The organism is Actinomadura fulvescens (assembly GCF_039533225.1).
In the GTDB taxonomy this organism is placed as follows: domain Bacteria; phylum Actinomycetota; class Actinomycetes; order Streptosporangiales; family Streptosporangiaceae; genus Spirillospora; species Spirillospora fulvescens.
Genome location: NZ_BAAATD010000002.1, coordinates 263,470 through 281,815, shown reverse-complemented (window position 1 = coordinate 281,815; position 18,346 = coordinate 263,470). Strand labels below are relative to the sequence as shown.

13 protein-coding genes and 1 pseudogene are annotated in these 18,346 nt (G+C 71.2%); 4 read left to right on the top strand and 10 right to left on the bottom strand.

The genetic code is table 11. The features are described 5' to 3' along the window. Positions 1-484: 484 nt before the first annotated feature. The 3 genes from ABD333_RS08325 to ABD333_RS08315 all read right to left on the bottom strand — a co-directional run bounded on the left by ABD333_RS08325 (position 485) and on the right by ABD333_RS08315 (position 6,051). Entirely contained in the window at positions 485-1,612 is a 1,128-nt protein-coding gene (locus tag ABD333_RS08325; protein ID WP_344539332.1) for an alkaline phosphatase family protein, read from the bottom strand. Then, on the bottom strand, positions 1,609-2,190 hold the full coding sequence (locus ABD333_RS08320) for a DUF5998 family protein (RefSeq protein WP_344539330.1): 582 nt from the start codon (positions 2,188-2,190) through the stop codon (positions 1,609-1,611). Before ABD333_RS08320 ends, ABD333_RS08325 begins: the two co-directional genes overlap by 4 nt. A 1,425-nt stretch (positions 2,191-3,615) precedes the next feature. Then, positions 3,616-6,051, bottom strand: a complete 2,436-nt coding sequence (locus ABD333_RS08315; RefSeq protein WP_344539328.1) for a bifunctional acetate--CoA ligase family protein/GNAT family N-acetyltransferase — start codon at positions 6,049-6,051, stop codon at positions 3,616-3,618. A gap of 200 nt (positions 6,052-6,251) precedes the next feature. On the opposite strand from ABD333_RS08315, the gene ABD333_RS08310 reads away from it, so the two are divergent. After that, on the top strand, positions 6,252-7,178 hold the full coding sequence (locus ABD333_RS08310) for a carbohydrate kinase family protein (RefSeq protein WP_344539326.1): 927 nt from the start codon (positions 6,252-6,254) through the stop codon (positions 7,176-7,178). A 330-nt stretch (positions 7,179-7,508) separates the two neighbouring features. Here the strand turns inward: ABD333_RS08310 and ABD333_RS08305 are convergent, their stop codons facing one another. Both ABD333_RS08305 and ABD333_RS08300 read right to left on the bottom strand, forming a co-directional pair. After that, positions 7,509-8,552 carry a LysR family transcriptional regulator gene (locus ABD333_RS08305; protein WP_344539325.1) on the bottom strand — a complete coding sequence of 348 codons (1,044 nt, stop codon included), beginning with the start codon at positions 8,550-8,552 and terminating at the stop codon, positions 7,509-7,511. 76 nt (positions 8,553-8,628) lie between these two features. Then, positions 8,629-10,821 carry a RecQ family ATP-dependent DNA helicase gene (locus tag ABD333_RS08300; RefSeq protein ID WP_344539323.1) on the bottom strand — a complete coding sequence of 731 codons (2,193 nt, stop codon included), beginning with the start codon at positions 10,819-10,821 and terminating at the stop codon, positions 8,629-8,631. On the opposite strand from ABD333_RS08300, the gene ABD333_RS47465 reads away from it, so the two are divergent. The 3 genes from ABD333_RS47465 to ABD333_RS08290 all read left to right on the top strand — a co-directional run bounded on the left by ABD333_RS47465 (position 10,755) and on the right by ABD333_RS08290 (position 13,049). Continuing rightward, the gene (locus ABD333_RS47465) at positions 10,755-10,913 is read left to right on the top strand and encodes a hypothetical protein (RefSeq protein ID WP_410555846.1); all 159 of its coding nucleotides are present in this window, start codon (positions 10,755-10,757) and stop codon (positions 10,911-10,913) included. The genes ABD333_RS08300 and ABD333_RS47465 overlap by 67 nt on opposite strands. Before the next feature lie 64 nt (positions 10,914-10,977). Continuing rightward, entirely contained in the window at positions 10,978-11,385 is a 408-nt protein-coding gene (locus tag ABD333_RS08295) for a hypothetical protein (protein ID WP_344539321.1), read from the top strand. Between the two features lie 128 nt (positions 11,386-11,513). Next, positions 11,514-13,049 carry a cellulase family glycosylhydrolase gene (locus ABD333_RS08290; RefSeq protein ID WP_344539319.1) on the top strand — a complete coding sequence of 512 codons (1,536 nt, stop codon included), beginning with the start codon at positions 11,514-11,516 and terminating at the stop codon, positions 13,047-13,049. 32 nt (positions 13,050-13,081) lie between these two features. On the opposite strand, the gene ABD333_RS08285 is transcribed toward ABD333_RS08290, so the two are convergent. The 5 genes and pseudogenes from ABD333_RS08285 to ABD333_RS08265 all read right to left on the bottom strand — a co-directional run bounded on the left by ABD333_RS08285 (position 13,082) and on the right by ABD333_RS08265 (position 18,327). After that, positions 13,082-14,902, bottom strand: a complete 1,821-nt coding sequence (locus tag ABD333_RS08285) for a class I SAM-dependent methyltransferase (RefSeq protein ID WP_344539317.1) — start codon at positions 14,900-14,902, stop codon at positions 13,082-13,084. Positions 14,903-14,964: 62 nt separating this feature from the next. Continuing rightward, on the bottom strand, positions 14,965-16,098 hold the full coding sequence (locus tag ABD333_RS08280; protein ID WP_344539316.1) for an alpha/beta hydrolase: 1,134 nt from the start codon (positions 16,096-16,098) through the stop codon (positions 14,965-14,967). Between the two features lie 246 nt (positions 16,099-16,344). Next, positions 16,345-16,512 (bottom strand): annotated as a pseudogene (locus tag ABD333_RS08275) (heterodisulfide reductase-related iron-sulfur binding cluster); the annotation flags it as partial. Positions 16,513-16,519: 7 nt separating this feature from the next. Beyond that, on the bottom strand, positions 16,520-17,344 hold the full coding sequence (locus ABD333_RS08270) for an amidohydrolase family protein (protein WP_344539314.1): 825 nt from the start codon (positions 17,342-17,344) through the stop codon (positions 16,520-16,522). After that, complete coding sequence (locus ABD333_RS08265; RefSeq protein ID WP_344539313.1) at positions 17,341-18,327, bottom strand: aldo/keto reductase; 987 nt, start codon at positions 18,325-18,327, stop codon at positions 17,341-17,343. The genes ABD333_RS08270 and ABD333_RS08265 overlap by 4 nt, the downstream gene beginning before the upstream one ends. Positions 18,328-18,346 lie beyond the last annotated feature (19 nt).

Genomic DNA, 18,346 nt, shown 5'->3' with positions numbered 1-18,346 from the left:
GGGTCACGCCCTGCCGGGTCACGCCCTGCCGGGTCACGCGGGCCAGATCACGTCGTACCCGCCCACGCCGTGCCGGGTCACCCCTGCCGACTCACATCCCTACTGGTCCGCCCCTGCCAACCCACGTGCCAGCCCACGCCCTGTCGGCCCACACCCGGCCGACTCGCGCCCAGTCGGCCCACTCCCTGCCAGCCACGTCCTGTCGGCTCACATGCCTGCTGGCACGCTCCTGCCAACCCACGACCTGCCGACCCACGCCGTGCCGACACGCGCCGTGCCGACACGCGCCCTGTCGGTCCAGCCCACTCCCTGCCAGCCCACTCCCTGCCGAAACGCGCCCTGTCGGCCCACTCCTGCCGACTCACATCCCTACTGGCACGCTCCTGCCGAGCCACGCCCTGCAGCGAACGTTCTGCAACCCACACTCTGCAGCCCACACGCTGCAGCTCACTTCCTGCCGTCTGTCGTCTTACTTCCCGCTGGCTTACTCCTTGATGACCCGCAGCAGGGGAACGAGTTGCTCGGCCGGTACGAGCGAGCCGTGCATGCCGGTCATGAGCGAGGCGAAGGGTTCGAGGCGGCTGGCGATGATGGCCATGTCCGCGTACGGTACGGCGATGACGTCGCCGATGCGGGCGAGCATGTCGGGCTCTACCGGGCCGAACCATCCCTGCGCCACCGCGTCCTCGCGCGAGTAGACCCATGCCCGGTCGCCGAGGAGGTCCTGCCAGGTCGCCAGGACGTCGCCCGCCGCGCCCTCGCGGGCGTACACATAGCGGCATCGGGCGTCCCCGCCGAGCAGGGCGACGCCCTCCTGCAGTTCGGCCACCTCGTCGAAGTCCACGCGTTCGGTGGGGTCGACCATGCCGTGGTCGGCCGTGATGTAGAGGCCCGTGCCCGGCGGCAGCACGGAGGCGATCCGTTCGGCGAGCAGATCCACGAACCGCAACTGGAATCGCCAGTCCGCCGAACCCGAACCGTGCCGGTGTCCGGTCGCGTCGAGGTCGGCGTGGTAGACGGTCACGAACGCCCGGTCGCCTTCCCGCAACGCGTGCTGCGTACGCCCCACAAGCTCGCCCATGTCTTCGGCGGGACGGTAGGTGGCGCCCCGCGCGGTGGCGATGCTCAGACCGGTGTTGCGGTAGAAGCCCAGCGCGACGTAGGAGACGTTCACCCCGTCCGCGGCGGCCTTCTGGTAGACGGTCGGGGCCGGCTGGAACGTCTCCGGATCGATGTCCGGGTCCTTCCAGCGCAGGCAGTTGAGGAGCCGTCCGGCACCCGGGATCGCCACCTGGACCCCGAGGAGCCCGTGCCCGCCGGGCGGCAGGCCGGTCGCCAGCGACCCCAGGCTGGCCACGGTGGTGGCGGGGAACCCCGCGGTCAGCGGGCCGCCGGGCAGGGAGGTGAGGAACGGGGCGTCCTCGGGGTGGGCCCTGAGCAACTCCCAGCCCAGCCCATCGATGATCAGTACGCACGCCCGCGGCAGGCGCGGCAGGCGCAGCACGTCGCGTGAACCCGGCACGCCGAGCCCCGCGAGCACCGAAGGCGGCAGGTCGGCGAGCGCGCCCGCCCCGTACCGCGGAACAGGAACGGGCGGCGGCGAGGCGCTCAACTCGCCGTGGCGGAGGACAGCGCCTCGGCGAAGGCCAGCACCTGGGAGACCGCGTCGGCCCCGTCAGCGGCCTCGCTGACACGCAGGGACAGGTCGTCGGCGGTCACGCTGCCGGTGTAGCCGTGGTCGGCCTCGCAGTTCTCGTCCCCACACGTCGCGGGCTCCAGGTCGATGTGGGCGATCGCGCCCCAGCCGATGGTCAGCACCACCTCCGTCGGCGGAACGCCGGGCACGTACGACGCGGGGTCGGGGACCACCCGGGTCACCGCGACCGACTGGACCCTGCCCAGCTTGACGGCCTCGGTGGTGGTGGAGGCGTGCGGTTGCGCCATGCCCTCGCCCGGCGGGTGCTCGTCGGTGTGGCAGACCAGCAGGCGGCTGGCGGACAACACCAGCACGGTCACGTGCCGCCGGACCTCCATCGCGGGGTCGAACGTCGCCTCGTGATGCACCACGTAGGCGAGCACCGGCTCTGAGCCGATGGCCGACTCCACCGCTTCCGCGACCAGGGCCGGGTAGTAACCGCTGCGCTCGATGGCGGTCCGCAACCCGTGGGCCGTCGCTCGGGTTTCCCTCATGAACCCATCCTGCCCTGTTCCGGGTGGGCTGCGCACATGCCGGACCCGAACATGGTCATCCCGGCGCCCTCGGGGTACGAGACATTCCATGGAATGCACGAATCCAATGCCTTCGCCGCCACCGGTCCCGCCCCCTCCGGCCCCGGCGCCACCAGGCCCGCAACCGCCCATCCCAGCGCCGGAACCGCCCGTTCCGCCCCCTGAACCAGCGCCCGGCCGCCCGGCACCGCAGCCGCCACCGGGCCCGGTGCCGCCCGGTCCCGCCCCGGACCCCGTCCCGCCAGGCCCGGGGCCCGACCCGTCCCCGCCAGGCCCGCCGCCGGACCCGTCACCACCAGGTCCCCTTCCAGACCCGGTCCCGCCCACTCCGGAGCCGAGCCCGCCACTCCCGCCAGGCTGACCGCCCCGAGGCCGGGCGTGCCCAAGCCCTAGGACGGTGGACTCATGTCCACACGGGCCGTCGACGAGTACTTCAAGGCAGGGCAACTCCGGCAAACTAGGCGGGTGCCGCACGTTCGGTATCAGAACAGGCGACGCACGCGGGCCAGACCACGCGACGCGCCCGACCAGACCAAGCGGCGGACGGGTCCGGGCAGGCGACGCGTTCGGGCCAGGACAGGCGATGCGCCCGGGCCAGGCCAGGCGACGCGCGAGGGCCAGAGGAGGTGAGCGTTGGGGTCACGGCAGACGGCGCGTGCGGCCAGACCATCCGACGCATTCGGTGTCAGAGCAGGTGACGCACGGGCCAGGGCAGGCGGGTGCGTTCGGGGTCAGAGCAGGCGACACACAAGGGCCAGGGCAGGCGACACGTTCGGGCCAGACAAGGCGGCGCGCTCAGGTCGCGGCAGGCGGCACGTTCGGGCCAGGGTAAGCGGCGCGCTCGGGTCAAGCCAGGCGGCGCGCTCAGGTCGCGGCAGGCGGCACGCCCAGGCCAGAGCAGGCGGGCGTTTGCGGTCACAGACGGCGCGCTCGGGCCAGAGCAGGTGGTGCGCCCGGGCCAGAGCAGGTGGGCGTTTGCGGTCACAGACGGCGCGCGAGTCCGGGCGGGCGACGCGCTCGGGTCAAGCCAGGCGACACGTTCGGGCCAGAGCAGGCGACGCGCCCGGGCCGGGGCAGGCGGCGCGCTCAGGTCGCGGCAGACGGCGCGCCCGGGCCAGGTAGGCAGCGCGCCCGGGCCAGAGGAGGTGAGCGTTGGGGTCACGGCAGACGGCGCGCGAGTCCGAGCAGGCGACACGTTCGGGCCAGGCCAGGCGACGCGCTCAGGTGCGGCAGGCGGCACGTTCGGGCCAGGACAGGCGGCGCGCTCAGGTCGGGGCCGCGGTAGCGCGCCGGGCCCGAGCAGGTGGGCGTTTGGGGGCACGGCGGGTGCGTTCGGGGTCAGAGCAGGTAGCGCGTTCGGGCCGGGGCAGGCGCGCGCGGGTGGGGTCAGGGTAGGCGGCGGGGGCCTAGTTCGGGGCGGGGGCCTAGGGGGCGTTCTAGGCGGAGGGTCACGTCCTGGACGGCGATGCCCGAAGCGGTCGCTTGGACGGGGTCGAGGACGAGGCGGGCCACTTCCGGGAGGTCGTGGGCCAGTTTGGCGACCCGCTGGAGGAGTTCTTCCAGGGCGGCCACGTCCACGGGGTCGGCGCCTCGATGGCCCAGGAGGAGGGGCGCGGTGCGGATGGCGCGGACCATCTCGGCGGCCTCCACGTCGGTGAGGGGCGCCAGGCGGTAGGCGCGGTCGTCCAGGAGGGCCGCGGTCTCGTCGGAGAGGCCGAACGAGATCACCGCGCCGAACGAGGGGTCTTCGAGGGTGACGATCCTGGTGGGGACTCCCTCGGCGGGGTTGGGCGTGAGGGTGATGCCGTAGCAGGCCAGGAGTTCGGCGGTCTGCTCGCGGGTCGGGGGGCCCTTCTCAAGCCACTCTTCGACGAGGGAACGCGCGCGGCGGCGGTCGGTGCCGGCGAATTCGGGGAGGCGGCCGGACGGGCGCTGGCGCCACTGCGCGTAGCGGATGACGTACGCGAGGGCCCGGACGGCGTCTTCCGGGGCCGGATAGGACGGGATGGAGCCCTCGGCGGCGGAGCCGTCGGGGCCGGGGACCCGCAGGTCGGCGGGCATGCCCTTGGAACCGAGGTAGGTGGCCACGATCGGCTTGGGGCTGCCGGCGGCGAGGCGGCGGATCTTCTCGGGAACGCGCAGGTCGTAGCCGCCGATGGTGGGCGGGGTGAAGAGCGCCACGACGGCGTCCACCGTGTCGTCGGCGAGCGCGTCGGCTAGGGCCTCCTCGTACTTCTCGGCGTCCGCGAGGGGGCCGAGGTCGATCCGGCGGCGGCCCTCCAGCCCCAGCGCCGCGGCGGCGTCCTGGGCGAGCAGGCCGAGCGAGTCGGAGTTGTCGATGATCGCGATCCGGTCGCCGGCGGGCAGCGGCTGGTAGGCCAGGAGCTGGGCGACGTCGAAGAGCTCGGACAGGTCCTCGACCCTGATCACGCCGGCCTGGGCGAAGAGGGCGCTGACGGCGTGGTCGGGCAGGCTGAGGGCGCGGGCGGCGTGCCCGATCGGCACGCCCTGCGTGCTGCGGCCGCTCTTGACCGCCACGATCGGCTTGCGGCGCGAGAGGCGCCGGGCGAGCCGGGTGAACTTGCGCGGGTTGCCGAGCGACTCCAGGTAGAGCAGGACCGCCTTGGTGCCCTGATCCTCTTCCCAGTACTGCATGAGGTCATTGCCTGAGACGTCCGCCCGGTTGCCCGCCGAGACGAACGTGGAGAGTCCGAGCCCGCGTTCGGCCGTACGCTGCAAGATCGCGATGCCCAGCGCGCCGGACTGGGAGAAGAAGCCCACCGGGCCCCGGCCCGGCATGGTCGGCGCGAGCGTGGCGTTCAGCCGTACGTCGGGGTCGGTGTTGGCGATGCCCAGGCAGTTGGGGCCGACCACGCGCATCCCGTACGCCCTGGCCAGCCGGACGAGCTCCTCCTGGCTGGCCCGCCCTTCCGGACCCGTCTCGCCGAAGCCCGAAGAGACCACGACCAGGCCGTGCACGCCCTTGCCAGCGCACTGCTCGACCACCTGGTGGACGCTGTCGGCCCGTACGGCCACCACGGCGAGGTCCACATCGTCCGGGATCTCCAGGACCGAGGCGTACGCCCGCACGCCCGCGACGGCCGTCGCGGTCGGGTGCACCGGATAGATCGGGCCGGTGAAGTCGCCGTGCAGCAGGTTGCGCAGCACCGTCTGCCCCACGCTGTGCTCGGCGCGGCTGGCGCCCACCACGGCGACCGACCGGGGGTACAGAAGCCGCTGGATCGAACGCGATTCGGCCCGGTGCTCCCGGGCGGCCATGACCTCCACGGATGTCTCGGTCGGCTCCAGATCCAGGACGAGCTCGATCACGCCGTCCTCGAAGCGCTGCTCAGCCCGGTAACCGGCCTCCCGGAAGACCCTGGTCATGCGCCGGTTGTCCGGCAGCACACTGGCCACGAACCGATGCAGCCCCCGTTCGCGCGCCGCGGCCGCGATGTGCTCCAGCAGAACGGCCCCCAGCCCGCGCCCCTGGTGCGCGTCCTCCACCAGGAAGGCGACCTCGGCCGTTCCGGGACGGTCAGGCAACTGGTCATAACGCACGACGGCGACCATCGAGTCACCGATCGTGGCGATCAGGGCCACCCGCCGGTCGTAGTCCACGGTCGTGAAGTGCTCGATCTCCCGTTCGGTCAGCTGCGGGCGCGGCGAGAAGAAACGGTAGTAGATCGACTCGGGCGACAGCCGGGCGTAGAAGGCGCGCAGGAGCTCGGCGTCGTCGCTCCGGACGGGACGCAGATGCGCCGTCCCGCCGTCGGTGAGGACGACGTCGGCCTCCCACTGATCCGGATAGCCCTCGGTCACGTACCCGAGCGTAAGGCACGGTCTCGCCACGGGCCCCGGCGGCGGGACAGGAACAAAACCAAGCAAGAGGGTGCAAAAACGCCCTGTTCTCTGGTTTCGCTGCGCGTTCGAGACCTATTGGGGGTCCAAGAGCTGTTACGGTCGAGCACACGCCCCTGAATGCCGCTCGCGCGGGCCGTGTTGATCGAGGTGATGACTCCATGACGCGCGTGGTCGTGGTCGGCGATTTGATGACTGACACCGTTGCCCGTGCCGCGTTCCCCCTGGCCAAGGGGAGCGACACTCCTGCCGCCGTGACTTCGCACGGTGGCGGCTCCGGCGCCAACGTCGCCTCCTGGCTGGCCCTGGAAGGCGTCGAGGTCGCGTTCGTGGGCCGGCGCGGCTCCGACATCGCGGGCCGCAACCGCGACATGGAGCTCATGGGGTACGGCGTGGACGCCCGCCTCGTGATGGACCAGGAACGCCCGACCGGCACCTGTGTCGTGTTGATCACACACAAGGGCGACCGGACCATGCTCTCGGACCCGGGCGCCAACGGCGCACTGCTGCCCGAGGACATCGAACGGTGCAAGGACCTGTTCAACCAGGGCACCCATTTGCACCTGTCGGGCTACTCACTGATCAACGAGGGGTCCCGCAAGGCCGCCACGCACGCCCTCGAACTCGCCCGCCAGGCACAGATGTCGATCTCCGTGGACGGCGGCTCGTCCTCCCCGCTCAAGCGGATGGGCGCCGAGCCGTTCCTGGAGTGGACGCAGGGCGCCCGCCTCCTCGTGGTCAACGCCGACGAGGCCGAGGTCCTGACCGGCCGCGAGACCGCCGCCTCGGCCGCCAAGGTGCTCACCGCCTGGTACCCGCAGGTCGTCATCAAGACCGGCGCGGACGGCGCCCTCTGGTACACCAACGGCCGTCCGGAGCCCATCACCGTCGCCGCCGAGCCGATCGAAAAGATCATCGACGGCACCGGCGCCGGCGACGCGTTCGTCGCGGGCCTCCTCCCGGCCTGGCTGGAGGGCAAGCCCCCCGCCGAGGCCCTCTCCGCAGGCAACCGCCTGGCCGTCCAGGCCATGCAGCACCTGGGCGCCCGCCCAAGCCTCGACGTCATGGACAACCCCATCAAAAACTGACCCCCCGCCCCCCTGCACTGCGGTTTGGCGGTGTTTTGGCGGGCGCGACCGGGTGGGTTCCCGGCCCGCCGTCGCTGGTCGCTCGTCAAGGTTGGGCGTTTGGCGTCTTCCGGGCGCGGCGCGATCACTGAGCACCCTCACAGCCCGCGCTGTGGGCGTTTGGCGGTGTTTTGGACGGGTGCTACCGGGTGGATTCCCGGGCCACTGTCGCTCGCTGCTCGTACAGCTTGGGCGTTTGGCAGTGTTTTGGGCGGCGCTACCGGCTGGATTGCGGGGCCACCGTCGCTCGCTGCTCGTACAGCTTGGGCGTTGGGGGCCTTCTCGGTGCGGTCAGGTGGGTTTGGGGCGGGTGGTGTAGCGGTGGGAGTCGTCTCGGACGGCGGCCCAGAGGCGGTTGAGGGGGTGGCCGACCGCGTAGCGCTGCAGGTCAGCGCGGTGGACGAAGGCTCCGGTCATGATCTCGGCTTTGGGTTCCAGGTCGTCGACGAGGCGGAGGGAGCGCAGCGGGACCTCGTCGGGGTCGCCCGGGCCGGCCATGCGGCGGCCGATGGACTCGGTGACGACCATGCAGCCGCGGACGAAGCCCGAACGCAGCAGGGACAGCCCGTAGTGGATGTCGTCGATGTCGGCCACGACGTCGAGGCGGTCACGGAAGCTGGGGCCGTACCAGCAGGCCAGGAAGTCGGCGACCAGGCCCGCGGGCGGGATGACCAGGGGCACGTCGGCCAGGCGGCTGGTCGGGACCGGGTCGTCGGGCAGGTCGTCGGGGGTGAGGTTGGTCAGCAGGATCGGGGCGCCGCGGACGAACTCGATCACGTCGTAGTCGCGGAGGCGCTGGTCGCCGTCCGCGGTGCTGACGATGCTGCCGCAGATCAGGTCGACCTGGCGGGTCTCCAGCCGGGTCCACAGGTCCTTGGTGCGGACGTGGACGACCTTGAACTCGACTTCCTGCTGCCGGAACTCCTCCGACACGCGTTCCCAGGAGCGGGAGATGATCGGGAGCGTGAACTCGGTGGTGCCGACGGTGAGCATCCGGCCGAGGCGGCGGCGGCTCCAGTTGACCGCGTCCGTCCACTGCGCGACGGCGAGGCGGGCGAGTTCGACCGCCTCCTCGCCCGTGGGGGTGAACAGGTAGTCCTTGCCGCGGCCCTGGCGGAGGGTCAGCACTTCGCCGCACATCGCCTGGTAGTTGCGGTTGAGGGTGTCGAGCTGCTTCTGCACGCTGGACTGCTCGCGGCCGAGGACGCGTGCGGCCCGCAGCGCGGACCCGGTCTCGTGCACGACGAGCAGGGTCCGGAGCTGATCGAACGTGGTGTCGAGCAGCCCCGGCGGGCAGTCGAGCAACCGGTCCACGGCGGAGGTCTTGGAAGACACGGACAGGGACGGTACTACTCCGGCGGTGCCTCCCCAAATGGCCTTGAGTGCATTTCAGCAGGACAGAGCGACAGTTTCAGTTGATCACCGCCAGGACCAGCGGCAGTACGGCGGGGACGCCCGCCTCGCGGAGCATGCGGGTGGCCACGGTCATGGTCCAGCCGGTCTCGATGCGGTCGTCGACCAGCAACACCGGACCGGACGCCGCGATCCCGTCCGGCGGGGCGAGGGAGTGCCAGACCGAGCGGAGCCGCTGGGCGCTGTTGTGCCGCCGGGGTATCGGCTCGCCGAGGGGGACGAACTCGCCCAGGTGGGGCAGGCGGCCGATCTCGGCGATGCGGCGGCCGAGGCTCCCGATCAGGCGCGGGCGGGTACGGGAACCGATCGTCACCACGCCGGTCGGGCGTTCGGCCCAGTCCCAGGCGGACAGCACCTTCACCACGGCGGCGAACATCTCGTCGGAGATCTCGGTGTCGGGCGCGCCCTCGGCGAGGACTTCGCGCAGCCGGTTGCCCCAGCCGATATCGGTGAGGCGGCCCAGGGCCCGGCCCGGCTCGGCCACGATGTCGGGGCCGATGCGGCCGGAGACGCCGAGGTCGTCCTTGACCGCGGTCGGCCACATGCGGCGGGGCGCGACGTCGACACCGGGACGGCGGAGGCGGTCGCGGGCCTGGGCGGCGCCCGTTTCGCTGACGCCCGCGGGCCAGTAGTTGCCGGTGCAGTTGTCGCAGCGGCCGCACGGCTTGGCCTCGGGGTCGTCGAGCTGGCGGCGCAGGAACTCCTCGCGGCAGCCGGCGGTGTCGAGGTAGTCGAGCATCGCCCGCTGCTCGCGGGTGCGTTCGGCGGCGACGCGCTCGTAGCGTTCCCGGTCGTAGGCCCAGTCGTGGCCGGTGGCGGTCCAGCCGCCCTTGACCCGGCGGACCGCGCCGTCGACGTCCAGGACCTTGAGCATCATCTCCAGCCGGCTGCGGCTGAGATCGACCCGGGGCTCCAGCGCGCCGGTGGACACCGTGCGGCCGGCGGCTTCCAGGACGTCGAGGGTCGCGCGGACGACGGGCTCCGGCGGGAAGGCCAAGCCGGCGAAGTAGGCCCAGATGTCGCGGTCTTCGAGGCCGGGCAGCAGGATGACCTCGGCCCGTTCGACGCCGCGCCCGGCCCGGCCGATCTGCTGGTAGTAGGCCACCGGTGACTGCGGGGCGCCCACATGGACGATGAAGCCCAGGTCGGGCTTGTCGAACCCCATGCCGAGGGCGCTGGTGGCGACGAGGGCCTTGAGCTTGTTGTCCTGGAGATCCTGCTCGGCCTGGAGGCGTTCGGCGGGGTCGGTCTGGCCGGAGTAGGCGGCCACCTCGTAGCCGCGCTCCCGCAGGTAGCCGGCGATCTCGTGGGCGGCGGCCACGGTGAGCGTGTAGATGATGCCCGAGCCCGGCAGGTCGTCCAGGTGCTCACCGAGCCAGGCGACGCGCATCTCGGCCGCGGGGAGGCGGACGACGGCCAGGCGCAACGACTCGCGTTCGAGCGGGCCGCGCAGCACCAGGGCCTGCCCGTCGCCGCCGAGCTGCTCGGCGACGTCCTTGGTGACGCGGGCGTTGGCGGTGGCCGTCGTGGCCAGGACCGGGACGCCGGGCGGCAGGTCGGCCAGCAGCGTGCGGAGACGGCGGTAGTCGGGGCGGAAGTCGTGGCCCCAGTCGGAGATGCAGTGCGCCTCGTCGACGACGACCAGGCCCGCGCCCGCGGCCAGCTTGGGCAGGACGAGATCGCGGAAGTCGGGGTTGTTGAGCCGCTCCGGGCTGACCAGGAGCACGTCGACCTCGCCCGCCTCGACCTCGGCGAACACGCGTTCCCAATCCTCGGTGTTGGCGGAGTTGATCGTGCGGGCGTGGATGCCGGCCCGGTCGGCCGCCTCGACCTGGTTGCGCATCAGCGCCAGCAGCGGCGACACGATCACCGTCGGCCCCGCGCCGCGCTCGCGCAGCAGCCGGGTCGCCACGAAGTAGACCGCGGACTTGCCCCAACCCGTGCGCTGCACGACCAGCGCGCGCCGCCGTTCGACGACCAGGGCGCGGATCGCCGTCCACTGGTCGTCGCGCAGCCGCGCATGCTCCCCCGCCAGCGCACGAAGGCAGCGCTGCGCCTCGTCGAGCAGGGCGTCGTCACCCTGCCCGTCGCGCAGTGGATCTTCGCGCTGCAGATCTTCGCGGGGTGGACCCTCGCGCGGTGGATCTTCGCGGGGTGGACCTTCGCGGGGCAGGCCTTCCTCGTCAACCATGCCTCCTTGCTACCAGCCGCCACCGACGCCGCGCACCAGAATCACGTTCTGTGGAAAACAGGCGCACATTGCCATCTAGGTTGCGATACTGACTAACTCGCTCTACTGTTTACCTCGCTAGGGCAGCTAACTAGCCATCTGAACGAGGAGACGACCATGGATGAGCAGCAGCACCGCGCCCCCGACCCGGCCACGATGGCCCTTTCGTTCATGGGCATGGGGATCGCGCTCAGCAGCATGTACTTCGGCAGTTCCGCGCTGGGCCTCAGCGTGCTCGGAGTCCTGGCCGTCGTGACGATCGCGCTGGTGTACGTGGTGGTCCGCAAGGCCGTGCAGAGCCGGTTGGTCTCCGACGAGGACAGTCCGCTACGGCGGCTGCGCGTCACGTACCCCATGGCCGTCACGCCGATCGCCGTCGCCGGAGTTGTCACCGCTGTGAGCTACGGGCTCTTCCCGGACAGCGACGGTGCCGGCACCCTGGCCGGAGTGGCCGTCGGAGGCGGGCTCATGCTGAGCGCCGGCGCCCTTGTCGTACGCCTGGCCATGCGCAACGCCTCCCGCTGACCCACGGCGCCTCGCCTCTCATCAACACGCGCGCATGTTCGCCTTGAATTCCGCGCTCAAGTGACTCGTGTCACACGCCCGCCACCATTTACCGTCCGCCTTCAAGAGGCGGAGGAGGCGGATGCGGAATGAGAGTACGAAGATGGCTCGCGACCTGTGCGGTGGGTGTGTGCGCCGCCCTTCCGGCGCCAGCAACGGCGTCGGCAACGGCGTCGGCAACGGCGCTGACGGGGCCGACGCAGGCAGCGGCACGCACACAGGTACAGGCGCACACTCCGCCGCAGCCGGTCTCCGGCGTCCTCGGCCATAGCGGCCGGTGGATCACCGACTCCCAGGGACGACGCGTCATCCTGCACGGCTTCAACATGGTCGCCAAGGCGGCGCCGTTCGATCCGTCCAAGCTCGGGTTCGGCGAGGAGGACGCGAAGTTCCTGGCGGCGCACGGCTTCAACGCGGTACGGATCGGGATCGTGATGACCGGCCTCCAACCCCGGCCGGGCGAGTTCGACGAGACCTACCTGGCCAGCCTCAAGGCCACCATCGACCTGCTGGGACGGTACGGCGTCCGCAGCCTGATCACGTTCCCGCAGGACCTGCTCAACACCAGGTTCCGGGGCACGGGCTACCCGGACTGGATGATCCGCACCGACGGCATCCCGCACGACCTCATCAACTTCGACACGTTCACCAACCTGCTGTTCAATCCGGCGCTCCAGCGGGCGAACGACAACTTCTGGAACAACGCGCCCGTCCATGGCAAGGGCCTGCAGGAGTGGTACACCGACGCCTGGGTGCACGTCGCGAAGAAGTTCCGCGACAACCCGGCGGTCCTCGGCTACGACCTGTGGAACGAGCCGTGGCCGGGAAGCGCCTGGCCTACCTGTGCCCCGCCGTTCGGCTGCAAGGACTTCGACTCCAAGAAGCTCGCGCCGTTCTTCACCAAGATGATCCGCGCCATCCGTACCGTGGACCCGGGACATCTGACGTTCTACGAGCCGAACCTTGTCGCGACGTTCGGCCCGCCCATCCACCTCGGCAAGCCAGGGGACAAACGGAGCGGCGTCTCGTTCCATACGTACTGCCCTGACATCACGGGCAAGCCGATACCGGGCTGGATGTACGCCGTGTGCGACGCGGTCCAGAAGGTGGTCGTCGACCAGGCCATGGCGCAGTCCAAGCGCACCGGCGACGCGCTCATCCTGTCCGAGTTCGGCGCGACGCCGAATCCCCGCGAGCTCTCCTACGTCGTCCGGCTCGCCGACAGTCGCCAGCTTCCGTGGCTGGAGTGGACGTACTGCCGATGCAAGGACCCCACGGACGGTGGGACCGTCGAAGGGCTGATCTACGACCTCACCAAGCCCCGCAGCGGCGCCAACGTCAACACCACCGCGCTGAACGCCCTGGAGGAGCCCTATCCACAAGCGGTCGCCGGTACACCGACGAACTACGGCTTCGACCCTCAGACGAAGAGCTTCACGCTCACGTACACGCCGAAGGGCCGGGCCGAGACGGTCGTGTTCGCTTCGCCGCTTCACTACCCGAACGGCTACCAGGTCACAGTGACGGGGGCGGACGTCACCTCGGCTCCCGGAGCCACGCTGCTCAAGCTGCGGGCCGAACGCGGCGCCTCGACAGTGCACCTGACCCTCGTCCCCAAGGGCTGACGCCCCCGTTCCCGAGGGGCTGGGGCTTGCGGCTATGCGACGAGCGGCTCGTTCGTCCGTCGTGCCAGCACCCGGTAGGTGTTGGCCCCGCCGAAACGGCGGATCAACGGAAGGGCGAGCTGGTCGGCCGCTCCTGCGGCCACGGCGAACGGCAGTCCTGCGAGCGTCACCGCGACCCGTCCGCCGATGCGCAGGCGCCGCCGTCCGGGGTCGTTCCATGGCCGGTCGGGGTGCGGCGGGGCGATCCTGTTGAGCAGCAGCGTCACGACCATCAGCAGGTCGAGCTCCTGGTGTGCGGCGCCGCGGTCCACGGCGACGACCCGGAAGCCGCGCGCCGCGAGGGCGGTGGTCAGGTTGGCCAGCGGGATGAGGTGCAGGTGCTGCGGCTGGAACCAGTTGTGCCACCAGCGCCCGGCCAGTCTCGCGACGGGCGACTCGGGATCGGGCACCTCGATGAGCAGGTGCCCACCGGCCGGAAGCACCCGCGCGGCCGCCTCCAGCTCGGCGGTCGGGTCGGTCGTGTGCTCCAGGTAGTGGTGCATGCTCACGACGTCGTACGTGCCGGAGAGCTTGTCGGCCAGCTCGCGGAACTGCCCGCGATGCGCGAGGTCGACCCAGCCGCGCCGTTCGGCCTCGATCACGCTCGACCCGAAGTCCAGCGCGTCGAAACGTGTGCCGGGCCAGATGTCGCGGGCCGCGTTGCAGAAGTGCCCGTGCCCGCCGCCCACGTCGAGCCAGGCCGCAGGCGTCGCGTGCCCGCGGAGCATGCGCGCACGCGCCCGGTAGTGCGGCGCCCCCAGACGGAAGCCCCGCTCGACCTCGGCCTCCCCGATCCCGTCGTAGTAGTCCCTGTAGTAGAAGCCGAGCCCCTCTTCCGACAGTCGCGGGTTCTGGAAGCTGTGGCCGCAGGCGCCGCACGTGTCGATCCGGAACGTGCCGGGTTTGCGCTGCTGGTAGTCGCCACTGACCAGCCGCTTGCGCACCACCGTCGCGCCGCACCAGGGGCAGTCCGGCCGAGGCCGCTCCACGAACCGCCCTAGCCCGGCACCGACACTCGCCCGATACTCCGAGCGCAGTCGCGCCAGGTCCGCGTTCGGCTCCTCCCGGGTGAACGCGACGCGCAGCATTCGCAGCGGTGCCGACACAGGACGCCGAAACGCGAAACCGAACCGGTCGTACGGGCGCAGAGGCGTCCCTGCCGTCGCCAGCACGGGGTTAGCACAGGCGGCGGCGACCACGGCCGCGCCCCACAGCGGGCGGCGCGCCGCCAACACCCCCAGTACCCCGAACCCGCCGAGGACTCCCGTGAGGTAGGTGGGCAGGTCCAGCTGCCAACGCCGACGCAGGATGGCCCGCCTCTCGGCTGCACTGAAGGCCGTCGGCGGCAGCGGCGCCATACGGGGAACGACGGCGAGGTCCATCGTGACGGGCGCGTACTGCTTGAGCCGGATGGTGACCTCGTCCATCTCGTCTGCGGACAGCCCGTCCAGCTTCGTCAGGCCGGCGCGCTTCAGCACGTCCGCACTCACCAGCAGCGCATGGCCGGCGCCCTCACCACGGGCGAGCCGTGCCGAACGGAACGAGCCGGGGTCCAGCCGCCGGACGAGTTCCAGGGCGCGCACGGCGTCCAGCCCCTGCGGGACGAGGTCCAGCACATCCAGTCCTTCGGCCACGGCATAGGCGCTCGCGGCCCTGCGCGTCGCACCGTCCAGCCGGACGCCTTCGGCGGTCACGAAGTGATGTTCGCCCGAGACCTGCGCGTTCGAGGACGGCGGAAGGACGGGCAGCCGCATGGCCCGCGACCGGCGCCAGATCCCGTCCGCGACGAGACCGGCCGCCACCGAGGCCGTCAACCACTCCGCTGCCGAGCGCCTTGCCGCCCCCTCTGCCCACCATCGGGATCTGGCCATGGCGCTCACACCCGCCCCGCTCGGAGTGTTTTCATCATGAGCGGCCACGCCTTGTCGAGCTCCGGCCGCCAGTAGCTCCAGTTGTGCCAGCCGTTGCCGTAGACGTGGGTGGTGGCCGGGATGCCGAGCTGCTTGAGCCTCGCCACGAAGTCGACGGTGGTGGAGCCGACGATGAGTTCACCGACCGCGCCGAGCACGTTGCGCCGCAGCGGTGGCTCGAACGGCTTGTCGTAGGGACCCGGCAAGCCGGTCGTGCCGCTGGAAATGTAGAGCCCGGTACCGCGGAGGCGCCCGGCGAGTTCGTACGGGTCGTGCGCCTTCCAGTTCTTGTCGTCCCAGCCGGGGATGCCCCAGACGCGGAACGGGTCGAAGCCGAAGGGGATTCCCTGGACCATGAGGATCGTAGGAATGCCCGGCTTGGTCAGGTGCAGGATGCCGCTGAAGCTCACCGCGTAACGGAACATGCCAGGATGCCTGGCCGCGTACGCGATGGCGCCCTGGCCACCGGAAGAGACACCGAGCGCGGCCCGGCGCGTACCCGCCCGGTAGTTGCGCTCAAGCAACTGGAGCACTTCGGTGGTGTGGAAGGTCTCCCATCTGGGAGTCCCGCGCTTGCCGTAGTTCCACCAGTCGGCGGACCCTCCGTTCTTGCCGCCCGACGGCATCACCACCATGACGTCCCACTTGGCGGCGAGCTCGGCTAGCTGGCTGCCCCTCACCCAGGAGAGGTAGTCGTCGTTGCCGCCCTGGTAGGCGTAGACCACAGGCCAGGTACGGCGGGCGTCACGCGACCATCCCTTCGGCACGAGAACGCGGACCATCTCGGTCGTGCCGATCGCCGGGGTGGCCACGGCCAGGTCCACCGTGGAGGCGTCGATCCACTTCTCCTCGGTGATCGCAGCTCCGCTGTCGGCGCGCCGGAGCGCCGGCGAGGCCGCGCCTGACAGGCCCGGCGCGGACGTCGCCGTCCCGCTCCTGCCCACCGACGCCTGCGCCTGCGCCGACACCTGCGCCTGCGCCTGCGCCGACGCCTGCGCTTGCGCCGACACCTGCGGCAGCACGCTCGGCGTTCCGGCGGTCAACACGAGGACGAGCGACCCACCGGCCACCCGCCGCAGCAACACTGACTCGTGACGCATCCGACGCCCCTCCGCGATCGGTAGGTCCCGATCCCGGCCGTGCCGCGTGACAGACCTCTGGGGACCGCCGCGAACGTATGCTGAAAAGGATCTCCAGCGGGAGGCAGCGCACGCGCCAATTCGGCGCACGAATTCGCGCACAGATGACAAGAAGAGCCAGGTCAAATCCTATAGCGCCAGTAAACACTGGCTGGTTCGTCACGCCCTGGCGATCTTCAACTCCGGTGGGTCATGGCCCGGGCCGACCGCCGAATGACCTCGGTAGCCGGTGTTGGAGTGCATCTGGCCGCGGCAAGCCTGCGCCGCCGAGAACTCCACCGTGCAGCCGAGCCGCTCCAGCAGCCGTACGGTCGCCCGTCCCGTACCCGGGAACAGCATGTCGTTGACGCAGGTCACGAATAACGCGACGCGCACGGCCTGCTCACCCCCCGATCCCGTACACCCGGCTGGCCGTGCCCTCGAACACCTCGGCGCGCTCCATCTCGCTCAGCCCGTCGAGCGCGGCGTCGGCCAGCTCCAGCACCTGGCCGTACGAGGCGGCCAGTGTGCAGACGGGCCAGTCGGACCCGTACATCACCCGCCCCGGCCCGAACGCGTCCACCACGTGCCGGGCGTACGGCAGGATGTCTGCGCTCTTCCAGCCGGGCGCCGCCTCGGTGACGAGACCGGACAGCTTGACGGTCACGTTGGGCAGCCCGGCCATCGCCATGATCCACGACGCCCACGGCTCCCACACCCCTCCCGCGATGTCCGGCTTGCCGGCATGGTCGAGGACGAACGGCACCTCGGGCAGTTCCTCCGCGACCGCCAGCGCCGCGTCCGCCTGCGGAGGCTTGACGAGCAACTCGTACACCAGCCCGGCCGACCCGACAGCCCGTAGCCCGCGCCGTACGTCCGGGCGCGCCAGCCAGTGCGGGTCAGACTCGTACTCGACCTGGTGCCTGATCCCTACGAGTGGTCCGGAGAGCGACGCGATCGTGTCGGCGACGTCCGGGGTGGTGAGATCGATCCAGCCGACCACGCCTTCGATGGGCTTGGCGTCCGCCGTGGCCAGCAGTTCGCGGGTCTCGGCCAGGCTGTGCGTGGCCTGGACGACGACCGAGCCGGTCACTCCGAGGGGTTTCGCCGCCTCGGCATAGCGTTCGACGTCGAACCGGCCGCGCAACGGGTCAGCCCAGGGACCGTCCATCCACGCGTAGTCGCGGACTGCGGTGTCCCACAGGTGCTGGTGCGCGTCGATCATCATCGATCTCCTCGGGACGGAACGGGGACGTCGGCGGCCAGCAGACCACCATCGCGCAGGTCAGTCCAGAGCTCCACGGGAATGTCCCGTTCGAACAAGGCCGCGTTGTCCTCCGCCTCGGCGGGCGTACGGCAGCCGGTGAGCACGCTCGCCACCGCCGGATGGCCGAACGGGAAGTGCATCGCGGCCGCCCGCAACGGCACACCGTGCCCGTCGCAGACGAGCCGCAGTTGTTCTACGCGATCGAGCAGTTCCGCGGGCGCGGCGGCGTAGTCGTAGGTCGTCCCGCCCGCCAGCAGGCCCGAGTTGTAGACGCCGCCTACCACGACGGACGTGCCGCGCTCGGCGCACGCGGGCAGCAGTTCACTCAGCGCCGACTGGTCCAGCAGGGTGTAACGCCCTGCGCACAGCACCACGTCCAGGTCCAGCCGCCGGACGAACCGGGCCAGCATCGGGGCCTGGCTCATGCCGGCTCCGATGGCGCCGACGACCCCGTCGTCCCGGAGCTTCGCCAGCGCCGGGTAAGCCTCGGCATAGACGTCGTCCTCGTATTCGTCCGGATCGTGGAGGAGGACGATGTCGACCCGGTCGAGCCCCAGCCGTTCGAGGGAGGACTCCAGCGACCGGCGTACACCGGCGCTACTGAAGTCCCACTCACGCTTCATCGCAGGCTCCCCGGCGAAGCCCTCGTCGTCGGGGTCCTCGCCCGGTAGGCGCGGCCGCAGCAGGCGTCCGACCTTGGTGGAGACGGTGTACGAGTCGCGCGGCACGTCCTTGAGCACCTCGCCGAGCAGTCGTTCGGCGGTGCCCGCCCCGTAGTGAGGGGCCGTGTCGAGATAGCGCATGCCCAGATCGAGCGCGCGCCGCGCCGTCTCCGCGCCTTCCGGCGCCGGCGCGTAGAGCCCCCCGATGGCGGCGCTGCCGAACGACAGCGCGGTCACCGAGACCTTCGACCGCCCCAGCGACCGCCGTTCCCCCACGATCATGAAGGTCCACTCCTGTACT

Excerpts from the sequence above, each read along its gene's own strand:
- ABD333_RS08320 (WP_344539330.1), bottom strand. The coding sequence starts at position 2,190 with ATGAGGGAAACCCGAGCGACGGCCCACGGGTTGCGGACCGCCATCGAG.
- ABD333_RS08310 (WP_344539326.1), top strand. The coding sequence starts at position 6,252 with ATGACGCGCGTGGTCGTGGTCGGCGATTTGATGACTGACACCGTTGCC.
- ABD333_RS08300 (WP_344539323.1), bottom strand. The coding sequence starts at position 10,821 with ATGGTTGACGAGGAAGGCCTGCCCCGCGAAGGTCCACCCCGCGAAGAT.
- ABD333_RS08295 (WP_344539321.1), top strand. The coding sequence starts at position 10,978 with ATGGATGAGCAGCAGCACCGCGCCCCCGACCCGGCCACGATGGCCCTT.
- ABD333_RS08290 (WP_344539319.1), top strand. The coding sequence starts at position 11,514 with ATGAGAGTACGAAGATGGCTCGCGACCTGTGCGGTGGGTGTGTGCGCC.
- ABD333_RS08280 (WP_344539316.1), bottom strand. The coding sequence starts at position 16,098 with ATGCGTCACGAGTCAGTGTTGCTGCGGCGGGTGGCCGGTGGGTCGCTC.
- ABD333_RS08270 (WP_344539314.1), bottom strand. The coding sequence starts at position 17,344 with ATGATGATCGACGCGCACCAGCACCTGTGGGACACCGCAGTCCGCGAC.
- ABD333_RS08265 (WP_344539313.1), bottom strand. The coding sequence starts at position 18,327 with ATGATCGTGGGGGAACGGCGGTCGCTGGGGCGGTCGAAGGTCTCGGTG.